This window comes from Burkholderia sp. GbtcB21 (assembly GCF_019091065.1).
Classification (GTDB): domain Bacteria; phylum Pseudomonadota; class Gammaproteobacteria; order Burkholderiales; family Burkholderiaceae; genus Burkholderia; species Burkholderia pyrrocinia_C.
Genome location: NZ_JAGXKA010000021.1, coordinates 1 through 18,187, shown reverse-complemented (window position 1 = coordinate 18,187; position 18,187 = coordinate 1). Strand labels below are relative to the sequence as shown.

Genomic DNA, 18,187 nt, shown 5'->3' with positions numbered 1-18,187 from the left:
CAGGCGCGCCCGGGCCGTCAAACCGCTTCCGACAGCGATGTCGCGACAGGTTCGCCACGCAAGCCGCCGTGCTGCGCGGATCGGTCGACGGCGTGCTCGCACGCCATCGACACGAACGCATCGCGGGTCGTGTGCAGCGCGCCCGCCGTCCGATCGATGTCGTGCACGATGCGCTTCGGCAGGCACAGCTCGATCCGCACGGAACTCGACGTCACCCCGGTCAGGTCGATGTCGAAGAACCGCCAGATCCCGTCGCCGGCATCGACCTCCGACGCCTGCAATACGGACATGTCCGTGGTCGGCGGCGGAATGAGACGCGCGGACCGGTCATAACGGGCCACGACCCGCTGCGCGGCGGCCGCCTGCAACTCGCCATACGAGTTGCCCTCCACGTCGACCTCGGGAAAATCCGCAAGCGCGCCGCGATAGCGGGGATTCCCGTGCCGCGTGATATAGATCGGATATTTCATGAACCGCTCCAGACAGAAGAATGCGACGAACGTTATCGTGCATCGCGGCGGCCCGGTGAGTCGGTACGCTGAAGAACAGTCTTCGGGGCAGGTTTAGTGGTGACTTCTCGAATGGCCTGGAACCGATCGGCGACGATCCGCCGCTTCGACGCATCAGGCACAATACGCGGCTGAGAAATTCGACCGCGGTCAAACACATGCGCTTCGTCGTCGTCGGAACAAGCGGGTCGGGGAAATCCACCTTCTCCAGTGCGCTGGCGGCCGCTGCGGGTTGCCCATACATCGAACTGGATCAACTCTATTGGGGCCCCGACTGGACAGCCGTACCGCCCGAACAGTTCGAGAAAGCCGTGCTTGCCGCGACGGCAGGCGACCGGTGGGTCGCCGACGGGAATTACAGCGCCGTACGCGACGTGCTCTGGTCGAGAGCCACGCACGTCGTCTGGCTCAACTTCGGGCGATGGACTGTGTTCTCCCGGGTGCTCTGGCGCACGCTAAGCCGCGGGCTCATGCGCACCGAGCTTTTTCACGGCAACCGGGAGTCGCTGCGGATGGCGTTCTGCTCCAAAGACTCGGTACTGCTGTGGTCATACACCACCTTCGCCAGGAACCGCGTCAAATTCGCCGCCCTGCGCGACGATCCGAAATACGCGCATCTGCAATGGACGGAGATCACCGGGCCATCGCGTACCCGCGCGTTCATCGAAAGGCACGCCCGCGCCGGCAGTTGAGCATTCGATATATCAGGACTTCTGACTGAAAGTCCCGGACGCCGTGCAAACCATTCGCGGCCTGCCCTTGCCGGAACCCATCGCCGGGCGTATGGTTTATTTCTCTGTCGCCCTTTTTGGGGAGATATCGAAATGGCTGCCATGCAATCCGCGGCCACGCCCCTCTCCGACGAGGAAGCCCGGCGCCAGCTGCGCCGCGCCGTCATCGCCAGCACGATCGGCACCACGATCGAATGGTATGACTTTTTCCTCTACAGCACGGTCACCGGCCTGGTCTTCGCAAAGCTGTATTTCCCGCAATCCCACCCTCTCGTCGGCACGCTGCAGGCGTTCCTGATCTATGCGGTCGGCTTTGTCGCGCGGCCGGTCGGCGCCGCGATCTTCGGCCATTACGGCGACCGTATCGGACGCAAGGCCACCCTGATCGTGACCCTGTTGCTGATGGGGCTCGCCACGTTCGCCGTGGCCTTCGTCCCGACCTACGCGACGATCGGCATCTGGGGCGCCGTTCTCCTCACGGTGCTGCGCTTCATCCAGGGCGTCGGCGTCGGCGGCGAATGGGGCGGCTCGGTCCTGATGTCGATGGAATGGGCGCGCACCAATGCGCATCGCGGCTTCGTCGCGTCGTGGCCGCAGTTCGGCGTGCCGGCGGGATTGTTCCTTGCCAACCTCGCCGTGCTGGCCATGAGCTGGCTTTCCGGCAGCAGTTTCCTCGCGTGGGGCTGGCGCGTGCCGTTTTTCCTCAGCATCCTGCTGGTCGCGATCGGGCTCTATATCCGCCTGAATATTCTCGAGACGCCGATCTTCGCGAAACTGCTGGCCGAGCGCCGGATCGAGAAGACGCCGATGCTCGAAGTGCTGCGCAAGCAGCCGAGGGATATCGTGCTGTCGGCGTTCGCGCGGATGGCCGAACAGGCGCCGTTCTATATCTTTACGGCGTTCGTGTTCACTTACGGGATCACGGCGCTCGGCGTCACGCGCGAACTGCTGCTGACGGCGGTGCTGGTTGCATCCGTGGTCGAATTCGTCACCATCCCGCTGTTCGGGCACGTGTCGGATCTGATCGGGCGGCGGCGGATGTACATGATCGGCGCGGCTGCCGTCGGTGTATTCGGATTCCTCTACTTCGCGATGGTCGACAGCCGGAATCCGGTATGGATCTTCGCGGCCATCGTGCTGTCGCTGGTCCCGCATTCGATGATGTACGGGCCGCAGGCTGCGTTGATTGCCGAGTCGTTTACCGGGCGGTTGCGATACAGCGGTGCGTCGATGGGGTATCAGCTCGCTTCGGTCATCGCAGGCGGCCCGGCACCGCTGATCGCGACGGCGCTGTTTGCCTACTACCATTCGGGGTATGCGATCGCGGTGTACGTGCTGGTGTGTGCGGTGCTGAGCCTGGTCGCCGCGTCGAAGCTCGGGGATTACACGAACAAGGATATTTCGCGGGAATACGACGAAGCGCGGGATCTGGGGGATCACGGACACGCGCCGCCGGTAACTTGACGGCCCGGCCGCGCGCCCCTCACTTCTTGTTGTCCGCGCGAACGGCGCCCAGCGCTTCGAGCAACGGCCGGAGCGCATCGAGTTCGGCGCCGAAGCCGGCCCAGTCCCCCGCCTTCATCCGCTCGATCGCGCGGTCGTAATGGGCCAGCGCTTCGCGGGCGCGCGCATCCGCCGCGCCGCGGGCCGGTGCCGCCACCGACCCCGGCCCCGTCTCCTTGAAGAGCGCCGCGAGCGCTGCGCTCAGGTTTTCCTCCATCACGACGCGATCGCCGTAGGCCGCAATCACCCGCTTCAGCTCGGGCAATTGGCCCGACGCCGCGCGCAGATAAAGCGGCGACACGTAGAGAATCGAATTCTCGATCGGCACGACCACCAGATGGCCGCGGATCACGCGCGAGCCCATCTGGTTCCACAGCGAGATCTGCTGCGAGATTTCCGTGCTCTGCTGGATGCGCGCCTCGATCTGGTACGGCCCGTAGATCAGCTTGTCCTTGGGGAACGCGTAGACGATCAGCTTGCCGTACCCGGGCGGATCGCAACGCGCGGCCAGCCACGCGATCATGTTCTCGCGCTGGCTCGGCACCATCGGCAGCATCAGCACGAAGCCGGCCTGCGCGTCGCCGGGCAGCCTCATGATCGTGTAGTACGGCGCCATCTGCGCGTTCGCTGCGTCGCCCCCGTCGATATCGCCCAGCGCGCGAGGAAACTGCCAGAGGTCCTCGCGGTTATAGAACACTTCCGGCGCATCCATGTGATAAGCACGGTAGAGGTTCGCCTGGATCAGGAACAGATCCTCGGGGTAGCGGATATGCTGCCGAAGATCCGGCGGCATCGCGTCGAGCGGCTTGAACATGCCGGGGAAGATGCGCGCGTAAGTCCGCACCAGCGGATCGGAAGGATCGCTGACGTAGAAGTCGACCGTGCCGTTGTACGCGTCGACCACCACTTTCACCGCGTTGCGAATGTAGTTGGCGCCGTCGCCGACGCCGGGCGGCGCATACGGAAACCAGCGGCTGGTCGTATAGGCGTCCTGCATCCAGAACAGGCGTCCGTTGCTTGCCACCACATACGGGTCGTGGTCGAGCGCGAGAAACGGCGCAATCGTGCGGATCCGGTCCCGGATGTTGCGGTGAAACAGGATCCTGCTGTCGTTCGTGATGTAGTGCGTCAGCAGGATGTTGGGATCGCCGAACTGCCATGCGAAGAGGCCGCGCCGCGCCGCGCCGCCGATCGCGACACCGTCGCGCCCGCTGTAGGACGTGTAGACGTTGCTGTCGCCCTTCGGGTAGTCGAATTCGGGCACGCTGCCCTTCACGATCACATAGCCCTGCCCGCCTTCGCCGAAGTAGATGCGCGGTTCGTGGATCGCCGGCCCGCCGTCCGCGGCAGGCGGAATGTCGCGCAGATAGAGCGACGGCAGGCCTTCCGTGGATTTCTCGGTGACCGGCGACATCACGACGCCGTTGCCGTGGGTAAACAGCAGATGCAGGTTCACCCAGGTTCGGGCGTTCTCCGGCAGCATCGACTGCTCCAGCTCGCGCGCCGACAGCATGACCTGCCGGTAGCCGGAGTCGAGCCGGTAGCGATCGATATCCACGGAGAAGAACTTGTAGTAAGTCCTGATCTCCTGCAACTGCGCATAGGTATCCATCAGCGGCTGCACATCCCACAGCCGGATGTTGTCGACGGTCGCGCGATTGGCCTGCAGCGACGCGAGATTCAGGCCCTGTCCGGCCGCGAACGGCTTGACCTCGATCTGGGCGAGACCGTAAGCCTGTCTCGTCAACGCGATGTTGTGCTGGATATAGGGCGTCTCGAGCTGCAGCTCGCTCGGCTTGACGTAGAAGCGCTGGAACAGCGCGGGATAGACGATGCCGAGCGCAAACGAAGTGCCGAACACCAGCAGCACCGCAGCGCCCGGCAGCCGATAGCCGGGCCGGCGCAGGTTGACCAGCATCGCAACGGCCGACGCAGTGGCGAGGCCGACGAGCAGCCACAGCACCGGCAGCATCACGTGGATATCGGTATAACCGGCGCCGACCACGACACCGTTGTTGTCGTAGAGCAGCAGAAAGCGTTCGAGCCACCAGGACCAGGCTTTCAGCAGGAAGAACAGCGCCAGCAGCGCCGAGCCGTGAACGGCGGCAGCCGACGAAAGCCCCTTCTGCGGGCGCAGCATGATGTCGCCGCGCAGCCAGTAGACGCTGCCTGCGACGATCGCGCAGCAGGCGACCACTTGCAGCAGCAGGTTCTTCAGTACGATCCAGACGGGCAGCGCGAACAGATAGAAACCGATGTCGTTGCCGAAGATCGGATCGCGCGCGCCGAACGGCACCCGATGCAGAAAGCGCAGCGCGACATCCCAGCTCGACATCGCACCGGCGGCGATCGCAAGCCCGAGGAAGACGGCACCCGCGGCGATGACCGCGCGCCATGGAACGCGCGATGCGACCTCCGCTGCAAGCGCCCGAAGGACATCCTCCGCACGCGTCGACGAAGCTTCCTCTACCTGCCAGACATCGACGGGCCTTGCAAAACGATGCGCGAGCAGCCCCGACGCGCCGATCGCGGCCGCCGACACGGCGAGCACCGCGACGAACAGCAGCACCCTCGCGGACAGGATCGTCCAGAAGACGCCGGCATAGCCGATCGACGAGAACCAAAGCCAGTCGACCAGGATACCGGTGATGCGCCCGATGACGATCAGGCACGCGACGACGACCGCAGCCATGATCCCATAGCGCCTCAGGCGCGAGACGGACATTGCTTGCGAGCGCATCGATGCTCCTTTGCCGCGCCGTCATGCGAGGCCGGCTGCGGCCGGATCGGGGTGTGCCGCCGATCCGTCGGTCGGGATCGCGGCCGGCCGCATGTCTGAATGCTACGCTCGTTGCCGGCACGTCGCCATCCGACGGCATGCGCGACGTCACTCGCGGGCGATCGATCGCACTGCACCGCACTGCAGCAAATCCGCTCGTTCCCACTCGCGGGACGCGATGCGAAGCCGGGTGAGCGCACGGTCAACGGGGCGTTTGCGCGCCATCCGGGTCACGCTCACAATGAGCGTTCGGGCGGCTTGCCGCGCCGGAACGGACGGAGGGCGAAATGGACGATCCCCATGATCTTCAGCGCTTTGTCGACGCACAGGATTCGGTGTATGCGCAGGTATGCGACGAGCTGAAGAACGGACACAAGCGAAGCCACTGGATGTGGTTCGTGTTTCCGCAGATCGAAGGGCTTGGCAACAGCGCGATGGCGCAACGGTATGCGATCGCGACACTGGCCGAAGCCGTCGCGTATCTTCAGCATCCGCTGCTCGGCGAAAGGCTGCGGGAATGCACACGGCTGGTCAATCAGGTCGAAGGCAGTTCGATCCAGACGATTTTCGGGTATCCGGATTACCTGAAATTCCGGTCGTCGGTCACGTTGTTTGCGCATGCGACTGCCGACAACGCGGTGTTCGTGGAGGCGCTCGAGAAATATTTCGGCGGTGAGGCCGATCACGACACGCTCGCGCGAATCTAGGCGGGGCGGCGCGAATAAACCTCCACGTAACAACATGGGCGGTGATTTTGAGCGACGCGTCGAACAACGATGGCCCGGGGTCAACCGACAGACCCCGGGCCAGGGATGTCCCGCCGGGGTGCCGGGCATCGCATGCATTGCCCGGCACCACCGATCGCGCTACGCCGCGCGAACTACATCAGAACTGATAACCCGCGCCCACCACCGCGCCGAAGTCAGACCGGCTGTTGCCCGTCACCGATGCCTTGACGACCCAGCGGTTGCTCTCCGTCACGTACGAGTAGCCGGCGGCAAACCCCTGCTGACCGTGATAGTTCGCGGTTGCCGCCGACACCATCGAGCGACCCGCACCCGTCGGCTGCGGCAGGCCGGCCACTGCCATCGCCGACGCGACGCCGCCGTACATGTCCTTCTTCAGGTCGTTGAACGAGTTGTACACCTGCCCGATGCGCTGGTCGGTGTAGCTCTTCGCCTGCGTCGAAGCGGCCGTGAGGTTGTCGTTCAGCTGCTGCACGTTCACCGCGTCGGTCGGCGCCGTTCCGGCCGCGACGTTCGTGATCTGGCGTTCGCTGCCCTTCGCGCCGACCGAGAACGAATTGTCGCGATCGGCGACGGAGCCCTGGCCGACCGCCACCGCATTCTTGCCGGTCGCGGTCGCCGTCGACCCGATCGAACCCGCATCGGCACGCGCGATCCACGTCGTGTTCGCATCGGTTGCCGCCGTGCGGATCTTGTCGTTGGCCGCCACGCTCTTCATCGCGTTGTTGAACTGGCCGACGTTGACCGCATCGTTGTCGTTCACGCCCGCCGCGACACCGGTCAGCGTGCGGTCGCCCGCCGTGCCGGAGAAGTTCACGCTGGTGCCGCCCGTGTCCTTCCCGACCGTGATCGCACCGTTCGGGTCCTGCTGCTGCACGAGGCCGGCCTTGCCGTTCGCGATGTTGGTCACGCTGCCCTGCAGGTTCGAGATGTCGGTCGTGTTCTTCGACACCTGCTGGTTGGTCGCGTAGAGCTGCGAGCCATTTACCGCATCCGTGCTGGTGGCGCTGAGCGTGCCTGCCTGCACGTTGGTGATGCGCGTGCCGCCGGCACCGCCGAGCGTGATCGTGCTCTTCGAGCTGTCGTCGTACTGCACCGCAAGCGCGCCGAGCTGATTGAGATTCGACTGCACGTCCTTCAGTTGCTTCACGTTCACCGCGTCGGTGTCGCTGGTGCCCGCCGCGACGTTCTTGAGCACGACGGCCGAGTTCGTGTCGCCGCCGACGAGTGAAACCGAATTCAGCCGGTTGCCGTTCGTGTCGACGTCATACTTGACGACGTTCTTCACGGCTTCGCCGGTCTGGTTCGACACCTGCGTGATCTGCTGTTCGAGAGCGGATCTCACGCCCGACAGCTGGCCGCCGTTCACCGCGTCCGTGCTGCCCGCGGCGACGTTGCCGTCGGCCACGTTCGTCAGCTTGGTCGGGGCACCGCCGCGCGCCGCGCTGTAGGCGCCGAGTTTCGGGTCGAACTGCAGCGCGTCCTGCTGCAGCCCGGCGATCGCGGCCGTATTGCCGGCGATGTTCGTTTCGGCATTGCCGAGGCGCGTTTCATGATTCTCGAGCGTCGTCGTATTGCTGCCGACGCGGCCGTCGAGGTTCGTCAGCGCGTCGCCGACGTTGTTGAACGAGCCGCCGCCGACCTTATAAGCCGGCGCGCCGATCGAGCCGTCCGGATTCGCCGTTGCGCCGCCGCCGAGCGCGGCCGCGGTGCCGTCGATCGCGCGGCGCAATTGCGCGCCGTTCACCGCGTCCGTGCTGCCGGACGCCACGTTGCCTTCCGCGACGTTGGTCACGCGCACCGGGCTCCCGCCGTTGCCCGCGCCGAGCGAAACCTGCCGCTTGCTCGCATCGTCGTACTTCACGGCCAGCGCATCGAGCTGGCTCGTGCCGTCGTGAATCGCTGCGGTCAACTGATCGACGTTGACCGCGTCGGTTCCGTTCTTGCCGGCCGCGACGTTGCTGATCAGTTGCGGGCCGTTGCCGCCGTGGCTCGCGTCGTACGCGCCGAGGCTCGCGTTCCACTGGAGCGCATCCTGCTGGAGCGCGGCGATGTTGCCCGTGTTCGTCGTCACCTGGTTGCCGACGGTCGTGATCGACTGGTTGAGCGTGTCGGTCGCCTTGCCGAGCTGGCCGACGTTCACCGCGTCGCCCGCGGCAATGCCGTCCGCGACATTGTGCAGGCCGACCGGCGCCTGCGCGCCCTGCCCGCCGAGCGTGACGCCGCCGTGCGCGTCGTCGTCGTACTGCACGGCGTTCTTCGTCGCGGCGCCGATCTGGCTGGTGATCGACGTGCTCAGGTTGCCGAGCGTCGTGCTGAGGTTGTTCGTCACGCTCGTGCTGAGCGATGCGAGGCCGCCGTTCAGTTGCCCGACGTTGACGGCGTCGTGCACGTCCTTGCCGTCCGCGACGTTGTGCAGCGTGGTGCCGTTGGTGCCGGCGAACGTCACCGAGTCGAACCCGCTCGCGCCGTCGTACTTCACGTTGCGCGTATCGGCCGCCTGCAGGTTGCCGATGTTCGAGGCGGCCGTGCTCAGCGACGTGTTGATGCCGGAGACGCTGTTCTGCAGGTTCGCGATGTTCGAAGCCGCCGTCGAAATGGACGTTTGCAGCGGCGCGACGCTGCCCTTCAACTGGCCGACGTTCACCGCGTCGGTATCGGCCACGCCGGCCGCGACGCCGCCGATCGTGGTGCCGTTGCTGCCGTCGAGCGCGATCGCCGCATGCGAATCGTCGGTGTATTTCACGACGTTCTGCGTTGCCGACACGATGCTCGTGCTGAGGCTGTTGCCCACATTGGTCACGCGCTGGTCGACGTTCGTGATCGACGTCGACAACGAATTGCCGACCGACGTCACGCGTGCGTCGACATTGCCGATGCCCGTGCTGAGCGTGCTGTTCACGTTCTTCAACTGCTGGACGTTGACGGCGTCCGTATCGGCCGCGCCCGCCGCGACGTTCTTCAGCTGGCGTTCGCTGCCGATCGCGCCGAATGACACCGCGCCGCCGACCGGTGCGGCCGTGCCGCCGAATACCGGCGTGCCGCCGTTGTTCGCGCCGACGCTGCCCGAGCCGATCGCCACCTGGTTGTTGTCGTTCGTCTGCGCGCCCGCGCCGATCGCCACGGATTGCGTGCCGCCGGCGCGCGTCTGCGTCGCCGCGTCGTACGCGGCGCCGTTCGATACGCCGTCGCTCGATGTCGGGTTGGCGCCGCCGATCGCGATCGAGCGATCGCCGCTGGCCAGCGCCGAGTGGCCGAGCGCGATCGAGCTCGTGCCGTGCGCATCCGCGACGTTGCCGAGCGCCATCGAGAAATCGCCGACCGCGGCCGACTGGCGGCCGACCGCGAGCGACGTATTGCCTTGCGCGACCGCCACCGTGCCGATCGCCATGGCCGAGTTCGCCAGCGCCTGCGAGCCGACACCGATCGCGATTGCACCGCCGCTGCTGCTGCCGCCCTTGCTGCTTGCATTCGACTGGTCGCCGATCGCGATACCGCTGGTACCGGCCCTGGCATTCGTTCCCTGCGTCACGTTCGAGGTGCTCACCGCCACGTAGCTCCCGCTCTTCGTTGCCACGCACAGCGGGTTGGTCCCGTCGATGCACTGGCCGTTCAGCGCGTTGTCCGGGTTGCCGCGGTCGACGAAATTGTCCGCGTGCGCGACTCCCGCGATCAGCACACCTGCACCCGTGAACATGGCGGCGGCAAGCGCCGAAATCTGATTCCTCTTCATGCTGTTCTGCTCCGTTTTGTAGCGTCTGGTTTGAATATGGACTACTTACTTTTATTGACAGCTTCGACTTCGACTGCGATTGCGACTCCAGTGCGGAACCTGTTCCCGATGCCCGGCCTGGCCGTGTCGAACGCGACACGCAACGACCGCGCAAATCGACAGGGCGTCCGATAGCCCGGGCATGCCGTCTCTTTGCGGCCCGTTCTGTTAATCCGTTACATACATTAGGAATACGTAGTGTTATTTATGGACGAGCTCTCCCCCGACTGAATCCGGAGATTCAACCCGTCTTTATAACCACCCCGAATCCGACGTCGCGCCGACCGCGACCAACCTCGTCTCTTTTATTTCATCTCCGGCAACCGGATTTCCGCTTCGATGCCCAGGACATTCGCTCGGGCATGCATCGACTGATGCTTCGGACTCGACTCGCGCAACGTCCGTCGCGGTTCGCGGAGCCTTCGGTTGTTCCGTGCCATCCGGCGCTCAAAGTTCGGACGAATTATGAGACACGATCGATGATTATCAAAGGCGACATTGTTTATAGATTGCAAAATCCAATATATTCAATGCGTTACTTAAAATATTGCCGTCTCGCAAACGATTGCGCATCGCCGCACTTAATCGGAATGTTTTTTGAGGCAGATAAATACTTTGCCGAAGCGGATTTGAATTAAATGCAATCGAACGACTCGCAGCCAGAAAATCGACCAGACAGCAGACGTAAACCGCAGCACATCCCGAAAATGCGTAAAACGGCATGGCACGAATATCGACAAGCCATCTGGCGGGATTCGAAATATGCTCCTACAATTCCGCTCGCATCGATACCGGCAGCCGCGACCATTCACGACGCGACCGCGGCAATCGTCCGCGCCTTTACCGGCTCAGCGATCAAAACAACGAACGCCGGGTATTGCGCCGGGCGGTTGCGTGCCGCGCAGTCCGGCCCGAACCGATTATCGATGCGAGCGTGCGATGCGTTTGCGCGTCGTGATAGAGCGGCATCCGACGATTCCCCGAACCGGGCAGGCCACCCGCGGGATCGCGGCCAACCGCCTTTCCAGAACAGGTGCACGATGTCTCCATCGATCTCCGCATTGAGCGACGCCCATCTCCTGATCGTCGACGATCAGCCCGACCAGCTGCGTTTGCTGATCGACATCCTGCGCAGCACCGGCTGCCGGATCAGCATCGCATCCGACGGCGCGCAGGCGTGCCAGCGCGCGCAGGCGCTGATACCCGACCTGATCCTGATGGATGTCCGCATGCCGCGCATGGACGGTTTTACCGCGTGCCGGCTGCTGGCCGCCGATCCGCTGACGAGCGCGATTCCGGTCATCTTCCTGACCGTGGCCGGCGAATTGCACGAACGCCTCGAGGGGCTGGAGATCGGCGGCGTCGACTATGTGGTGAAGCCGTTCGAGCCAGCCGAAGTGCTCGCGCGGATTCGCGTGCAGCTCGCGCGGACGAAGCGCGAACGGCCGTCGGACACGGAAAGCCCGCTCGCGGCCGGCCAGGACGACGACATCATCGTGCGCGCGGCCATTCGCCACCTGTCGCGTACCTTGAACGATCCGCCGACGGTCGAGCAACTGGCGCGCGCGGTCGGCACGCATGAAAAGCGGCTGTCGCGCGCGTTTCGCGACAATCTCGGCCAGACGGTGTTCGAGTATCTGCGGCACGAGCGGCTGCGGATCGCGCAGGATCTGCTGGATTCGACGTCGCTCAGCATCGCCAGCATCGCGAAGGAAATCGGCTTTTCCACGCCGGCGAACTTCGCGACCGCCTTCCGCGAACGTTTCGGCATCACGCCGACCGAATGGCGGCGCCAGCGCCATGCGGGCCGGCGCGCCTCGACCCGCGATCCGCAGCGCGGCGCATAGGCCGGGGCGGCGCGAGCGCGATTACCAGTTGTATTTCGCGCTGGCCAGCACGGTCCGCTCGTTGCCGAACACGCACACCGTGTACGACGTGCAGCCGCTGACGTAACGCCGGTCGAACAGGTTCGCGACGTTCAGCGCGAACCGCCAGTGGCGCATCTCGTAGTGCATCGCCAGGTCGTACAGCGTCGTGCTCGGCACCGTCAGCGAGTTGTCGGGGGCGCCGGCCGACGCGCTCTGGTAGCGCACGCCGGCGCCGATCCCGAGGCCCGCCAGCGCGCCCGTATGCCAGGTCCAGTCGGCCCACATCGACGCCATCTGCCGCGGCAGCGGCACGGACACCGGCCAGTTGTTCAGCGACGCGTCGTTCGCCTGCACGTTCTTGACGTCCTGATACATATACGACGCGACGACCGACAGCTCGCGGGTCAGCTTGCCGACCGCGCTCAGCTCGATGCCGCGCGAGCGCACCTTGCCGGTCTGCACGGATGTCGTGCCGGTGGGATCGAGATTCACCGGTGTCGGGGTCACGACGTTGGTCTGGTCGATCTGGTAAATGGCCGCGTTCAGCATCAGGTTCCGGCCGGGCGGTTGCCAGCGCAGCCCGGCTTCCGTCTGCGTGCCGCGCGTCGGCTTCGGCAAACCGCCGCCGGCCATCCGCACGCCGATGACCGGATCGAACGACGTCGAATAACCCACATACGGCGACAGCCCCGCATCGCCCTGATAGGTGAGCCCGACGCGCCCGGAGAACGCACTGACGTCCTGCCGCGACTGCGTGCCGGCCGTCTGCGACTGCGTGCCGGCCGTCCGGTCGTCGAACCGCGCATTCACGCGATCCTCGCGGCCGCCGAGCGTCAGCGTCCAGCGCTGCCAGCGGATCTGGTCCTGCGCGTACACGCCGACCGCGTTCATCGCCGTGTACTGGTCGACGTGGCCGAGCGACGTCGGGCCGGAGAAGATCGCGGCCGTCACGGGCCGATAGACGGGGTGGTACAGGTTCAGCGACGGCGCCAGCGCGAGCCACACGCTGTTGGTCGTCGTCTGCCGGTCGAACTGCAGGCCGAACAGCAGCGTGTGTTCGAGCGGCCCCGTGCCGAAGCGCGCCTGCGCGCGGTTGTCGATATCGAGCCGGCTGTAGTTGAGCTGGAACAGCCCCGCGAAACGCATCATGTTGGTCGTGCTGCGGGGCGCCAGGCCGACGCCGAACACCGTCGCGTCATCGAGCGACAGGTGCGACCAGCGCACGTCCTGGTGCAGCGTCCAGATCGCATTCACGCGATGCTCCAGCGCGTAGCCGAGCGACCATTGCTTCTTCCGGTAGTCGTTGAACGCCGGGTCGCCCATGTAGATGTCCGGCGACAGGCGACCGTTCGGGTTCGGCAGCACCGTGCCCGACGCGGGCAGGAAGTTCGACGTGATGTCGCCGCTGTCCTGCAGGAACGACGCGGAGAACGTCAGCGACGTATCGGCGTTCGGCCGCCATCGGAACGACGGCGCCAGCGCGACGCGCCGGTCGCCGTTCGGGCCGGTCACCGCATTGCCGTCGCGCGCAACGCCGACGAAGCGATACGCATACCGGCCGGCCGGGTCGAGCCGGTCGCCGACGTCGAGCATGAACTGCTTGCGCGCATCGTTGCCGATCTGCACGCCGGCTTCGCGCACGCGCTCGCCGTCGGCGAGTTTCGTGTGCGCGTCGACGATCGCGCCGGGCTCGCCCGCGCCGTACAGCACCGACGTCGGCCCGCGCAGCACCGCGATCGAGTCGATCGTGTACGGGTCGACGCGCCAGTTCGCGATCACGGCCGTATTCGGCGTCGGCATACCGTCGACGTATAGCGTCGGCGTGAAGCCGCGCAGCGCCGCATACCAGTCGGTCCGGCTGTCGGAGCCGAACGTCGCGAAACCCGGCACGTAGCGCAGCGCCTGGTTCAGGTCGGCCGCGCCGGTCATCTCGATCTGTTGCGCGGTCACGATGTTGGTCGTCTGCGGGATCTCGGCCACCGGCGTGTCGGTCTTCGTGCCGGCCGTGGTGCGCAGCCCGACGAGCCCGACGGACGATCCGCCGGCCGTTCCTTTCACATCGATCGGCGGCAGCACGGCCGCCGCCGTGCCGGCCTGCGCCGCCGCCGCTGCGTTCGACGCCTGCGCGTGCGCGCCGCCCGCTGCGGCCACGCACAACGCTCCCCCGGCAGCGATCGCCCATGTGCGTCGCACCGCCCCTGTCTCCGTCAACATTGTTTCAATACTCCGTCGTGCTGTCTCGGCCCGTTCGGCCCCGGCGACGAGCGGTGCGTCGCCGCGGCCGTCCTGTGTTGTCGTGCTCGTGATGTCGTTGCGCGCGGGTCGGCATGCACCGGCCTGCACTGTCCAATGGCGCCGTTCGCGAGCGCAGCGATCATACCGGTCGAACGTGGCGCGGTCTTTAAAAAAACTGAGCGGGCGTTTGAAAGTCCGCACGCTTCGAGTCATGCCGTCGCCGATCGCGGCACGACGTCATGCGAAGCCGTATATCGCGAACGTTCCGGGCAAATTGAACATGCGCATCGAAACCGATCCGCAGCCACGCTGCCGGTACCTGGAATGCCGCGCAGCCGAAAGCGTAACGGGCCCGTTCGACGGAGAACACGCCGAACGGGCGGCGGGTGCGCCACGCCATCGCCGGCGTGGCGCGCATGCCGGCCGGATCGGATCGGCGAAGCCGGCGCGACGGATTTCAGCGTCGTGAACGCGGCGCTGCAGTCGTACGGCGTGGACGTGCCCGGCGTGCCGGTGACCGCCACGTCGTTCGCGCTCGACGTGACGATCGAGCCGGAGAAACTCACGGCGCCCGGCCCGGGCGTGTCGTGCGTCGCGGCGCCTTTCTCGAACGTCGGCTGCGTGCCGTCGAACACGACGTTGTTCTGCACGATGCCGAGCGGAAAGTGCCGCCCGTTCGCTTCGTAGCCGGAGAACATGATCTTTCCGCCGCCGAATTTCGCGCTGACGACGTCGTGAAAGTCCTGGACCGCGACGTTCGTGAAATCCGGATACCGCGTGCCGGTCGATGTGCTGGAGAACCTACCGCGCATCGCGCGAATCGATCGTCAAGGACTGCGATCCTGCTCGTCATCGTGTTGTTCTCCGTTTTTTTCATCCGTCGAGCGACACCGGCGTTGCTGCGCCGGCATGAAGTCGTATCGGCCCGCAAACCGGCATGCGATACGCAAAACATCACAAGTTGTCAGTTGTATGACAACAAAGAAAATAGCGCACCGCCATCGATCCGCAGACGTGAAGCGCCTCCTGCTCGCTGTGCCGGCGACGATAATATCTCGCAAACGTATCAATCACCATTTATTCCCATTTTTATTAGCATGTTAATCAATTGATTTGCAGCAATCACTATTCGATCGACGAGTTGTTTCGTGACAACTTTTTATTCCGAAACGATGACGCGTCCGCTACACTCCGCGTCGTTATGCGATGACTGATTTCGACCGCGCTCAAGATGACGCTCGGCGGTCGGTCGCCCCGCTCGCCCTCGGTGCTCGCGAGCGGGTCTCGTCAAGGAACGATGCAATCATGAACGACACGCAATTTGGGCCCGGATCCGGCGCAGGCATCTCCCGGCGCACCTTCCTTTACAGCGTCGGTGCGCTCGCGCTGTCGGCATGCGGCAGCACGAACGCGAGCGGCAGCGTCACCGGCATCGCAACTTCCGGGGCGGGCAACCGCGCGCTCGCACGCGTTGCGACGGGTACCGCGACCGTCGCGACGCGCGAAGCGTTCGCGCATCCGGGCTTGCTGCATACGCAAGCCGATTTCGACCGGATCGCGCAGAAGGTATCTACCGCCGCGTCGCCCTGGCTCGACGGCTGGAACCGGCTGGTCACGAACGGTCATGCACAGTTGTCATGGTCGCCGCGACCGCAGGCCGTCGTGACGCGCGGCGGCACCGGCGCGCAAAACTACCCGGTGCTGTACAAGGACATCGCAGCCGCCTATGCGTGCGCGCTGCGCTGGAAGATCTCGGGCAACGTCGCGTATGCGAACAAGGCCGTGCAGATCATGAACGCGTGGTCGTCGACGCTGCAGAACCTCGCCGGTGACTCGAACGTCGATCTGGCAGCCGGCATCTACGGCTACGAATTCGCCAACGCCGGCGAAATCATGCGCACCTATCCCGGCTGGGCGGCGGCCGACTTCGCCGCGTTCCAGGCGATGATGGCCGACAAGTTCTACCCGATCAACGCCGACTTCCTGAATCGCCACAACAACACGGACATCACGCACTACTGGGCCAACTGGGATCTGTGCAACCTCGCATCGGTCATGGCGATCGGCGTGCTGTGCGACGACCACGCGAAGTTCGACGAGGCCGTCAACTATTTCATCGACGGGCCCGGCAACGGCGCGATCGCGCAGGCCGTCTACTACGTGCACCCCGGCCATCTGGGCCAATGGCAGGAGTCGGGCCGCGACCAGGGGCACAACACGCTCGGCATCGCGCTGGGCGGCGCGATCTGCGAAATGGCGTGGAACCAGGGCATCGACCTGTACGGTCACGACAACAACCGTTTCCTCGCGGGCGCGGAATATGTCGCGAAGGCGAATCTCGTGCGGCCCGACGGCACGTTCCTGCCGGTGCCGTACGCGTCGTACTCGAATGTCGACGTGACCCAGACGCAATTCTCGACCGCCGGCCAGGGCACGATCCGCCCATGCTGGGCACTCGTCCACAACCATTACGTGAACCGCAAGGGGCTGTCGGCGCCGTGGTCGACGAAGTTCGCGCACGCGATCCAGCCCGAAGGCGGCGGCGGCAATTACGGCGAAGCGAGCGGCGGCTACGATCAGCTCGGCTACGGCACGCTCACCTGCACGCGCGATCCCGTCGCGCCCGCCGCCGCGCCGAGCGGGCTGACCGCGTGGCCGGGTGCCGGACGGGTCGTGCTGTCGTGGTGGGGCGTCGCGAACGCGGCAAGCTACAACGTGAAGCGCGCGTCCAAATCGGGCGGCCCCTACACGACCGTCGCGAGCGGCATCGCCGATCCGCTGACGTACACGGACAGCCCGGCGGCGGGCACCTGGTACTACGTGATCAGCGGGCATACCGCGTCGGGCGAAACCGCGAATTCGGCGGAAGTCGCCGCGTCGACGGCGCTGCAGCTGCATACGCTGCTGACGTTCGACGAGACGGGCGGCACGGCCGCCGCGGACGCGTCCGGCAACGGTCATGCGGGCACGCTCGCCGGCGGCGTTTCGCGCGGGCCCGGGAAAACCGGCAACGCCGTGTCGCTCGACGGTTCGACCGGTTACGTCGCGTTGCCGAACGACATCGTCGCCGACGTGTCGGATTTCACGATCGCGGCCTGGGTGAACTGGAACGGCGGACAGACGTGGGCGCGCCTCTTCGATTTCGGCTCGGGCACCGGACGCTATCTGTACGTCACGCCGAGGAACCATCGCGGGACGATGCGCTTTGCGATCACGACCAACGGCGGGCACGGCGAACGCGCGATCGACGGCAACGCCGCGCTGCCGGCCGGACAATGGGCGCACGTGGCCGTCACGCTGGCGGCAACGACCGCGACGCTCTATCTGAACGGCAACGCGATCGGCACGGCGGGAGACGTCATCTTCGCGCCATGGCGCATCGGGCACACCGCGCAGAACTGGATCGGACGTTCGCAGTATCCGGGCGATCCGTTCTTCAGCGGCTCGATCGACGAGTTCCGCATCTATCGCGGCGCGATGTCGGCCGATCAGGTAAAGGCGCTCGCGCAGCACGCGTGATGCGCGTCAAGCGGCGCTGTCGACGAGCCCTGCCGGTCAGGTAGAACGGCCGCAGGCCGAACTGCGGCAACGCAAGCGTGTCGGGCGCCGAGGGGCGCCCGCGTCGGTTCGCTGATTTTCATGCGCATCTCCGGCAATCGAGGATCCGTCATTCATCCCGGCGCCACAACGCGCACCGACGGGCCGTTTCCCTATGAGCCGAGGTGGCATCGTCCGGATTCCTGACGTACGTCAAGTACCCGTTTTCGCGCGCGTGACATGACGCCCCGGGAATGCGCGCCCTTTCGTACCTCGCCAGATAGTAGGCAACGCATGCGTTCTTTGCGTGTGCGACGGCGGGTGCGCTACGCTCGATCCGGCCTCGTATCGAGGCCTGAAATTTAAGCGCTTAAAAATTTGAAGCCGACGGCCCCGTGCCCGACGGGGTCCATCACATGGAGGATGACGTTGACGTCCTTATATGAACACCTCCCTGTTGGCAAGGTCGGGTTTTAGTGTGCGAGACATCGAGGTTGCGTTTGCAGT

The 18,187-nt window shown here is 65.4% G+C and carries 13 protein-coding genes; 7 read left to right on the top strand and 6 right to left on the bottom strand.

Annotated elements, in window-relative coordinates; all coding sequences use genetic code 11:
- Positions 1–17: 17 nt before the first annotated feature.
- Entirely contained in the window at positions 18–470 is a 453-nt protein-coding gene (locus KVT39_RS32205) for a type II toxin-antitoxin system HicB family antitoxin (RefSeq protein ID WP_217590974.1), read from the bottom strand.
- Positions 471–667: 197 nt separating this feature from the next.
- On the opposite strand from KVT39_RS32205, the gene KVT39_RS32200 reads away from it, so the two are divergent.
- Positions 668–1,201, top strand: a complete 534-nt coding sequence (locus KVT39_RS32200; protein WP_217590973.1) for a toxin — start codon at positions 668–670, stop codon at positions 1,199–1,201.
- 132 nt (positions 1,202–1,333) lie between these two features.
- Complete coding sequence (locus tag KVT39_RS32195; protein ID WP_034182297.1) at positions 1,334–2,704, top strand: MFS transporter; 1,371 nt, start codon at positions 1,334–1,336, stop codon at positions 2,702–2,704.
- Positions 2,705–2,723: 19 nt separating this feature from the next.
- Here the strand turns inward: KVT39_RS32195 and KVT39_RS32190 are convergent, their stop codons facing one another.
- Positions 2,724–5,483: a UPF0182 family protein gene (locus KVT39_RS32190; protein ID WP_217590972.1), complete on the bottom strand. Its 2,760-nt coding sequence runs from the start codon at positions 5,481–5,483 to the stop codon at positions 2,724–2,726.
- A gap of 326 nt (positions 5,484–5,809) precedes the next feature.
- Here KVT39_RS32190 and KVT39_RS32185 point away from each other — a divergent pair, with 326 nt between their 5' ends.
- Complete coding sequence (locus KVT39_RS32185) at positions 5,810–6,229, top strand: DUF1810 domain-containing protein (protein ID WP_034182299.1); 420 nt, start codon at positions 5,810–5,812, stop codon at positions 6,227–6,229.
- Between the two features lie 178 nt (positions 6,230–6,407).
- Here the strand turns inward: KVT39_RS32185 and KVT39_RS32180 are convergent, their stop codons facing one another.
- Both KVT39_RS32180 and KVT39_RS32175 read right to left on the bottom strand, forming a co-directional pair.
- Positions 6,408–10,001: a YadA-like family protein gene (locus KVT39_RS32180; RefSeq protein ID WP_175749135.1), complete on the bottom strand. Its 3,594-nt coding sequence runs from the start codon at positions 9,999–10,001 to the stop codon at positions 6,408–6,410.
- 525 nt (positions 10,002–10,526) lie between these two features.
- Entirely contained in the window at positions 10,527–10,763 is a 237-nt protein-coding gene (locus tag KVT39_RS32175; RefSeq protein WP_217590971.1) for a hypothetical protein, read from the bottom strand.
- A gap of 317 nt (positions 10,764–11,080) precedes the next feature.
- On the opposite strand from KVT39_RS32175, the gene KVT39_RS32170 reads away from it, so the two are divergent.
- Positions 11,081–11,887, top strand: coding sequence for a response regulator (locus KVT39_RS32170; RefSeq protein ID WP_217590970.1), 807 nt, complete (start codon positions 11,081–11,083; stop codon positions 11,885–11,887).
- Between the two features lie 21 nt (positions 11,888–11,908).
- Here the strand turns inward: KVT39_RS32170 and KVT39_RS32165 are convergent, their stop codons facing one another.
- Together KVT39_RS32165 and KVT39_RS32160 are read right to left on the bottom strand one after the other, a co-directional pair.
- Positions 11,909–14,122: a TonB-dependent siderophore receptor gene (locus tag KVT39_RS32165; protein ID WP_217590969.1), complete on the bottom strand. Its 2,214-nt coding sequence runs from the start codon at positions 14,120–14,122 to the stop codon at positions 11,909–11,911.
- Positions 14,123–14,309: 187 nt separating this feature from the next.
- Positions 14,310–14,561 (bottom strand): hypothetical protein, encoded by a 252-nt coding sequence (locus KVT39_RS32160; RefSeq protein WP_146120831.1) that lies wholly within the window; start codon positions 14,559–14,561, stop codon positions 14,310–14,312.
- Positions 14,562–14,608: 47 nt separating this feature from the next.
- Here KVT39_RS32160 and KVT39_RS32155 point away from each other — a divergent pair, with 47 nt between their 5' ends.
- The 3 genes from KVT39_RS32155 (at position 14,609) to KVT39_RS32145 (ending at position 17,662) form a co-directional block, all read left to right on the top strand.
- The gene (locus tag KVT39_RS32155; protein ID WP_217590968.1) at positions 14,609–14,830 is read left to right on the top strand and encodes a hypothetical protein; all 222 of its coding nucleotides are present in this window, start codon (positions 14,609–14,611) and stop codon (positions 14,828–14,830) included.
- Positions 14,809–15,255 carry a hypothetical protein gene (locus KVT39_RS32150; RefSeq protein WP_217590967.1) on the top strand — a complete coding sequence of 149 codons (447 nt, stop codon included), beginning with the start codon at positions 14,809–14,811 and terminating at the stop codon, positions 15,253–15,255. Before KVT39_RS32155 ends, KVT39_RS32150 begins: the two co-directional genes overlap by 22 nt.
- Positions 15,256–15,448: 193 nt before the next feature.
- Positions 15,449–17,662: a LamG-like jellyroll fold domain-containing protein gene (locus KVT39_RS32145; RefSeq protein ID WP_217590966.1), complete on the top strand. Its 2,214-nt coding sequence runs from the start codon at positions 15,449–15,451 to the stop codon at positions 17,660–17,662.
- Positions 17,663–18,187 lie beyond the last annotated feature (525 nt).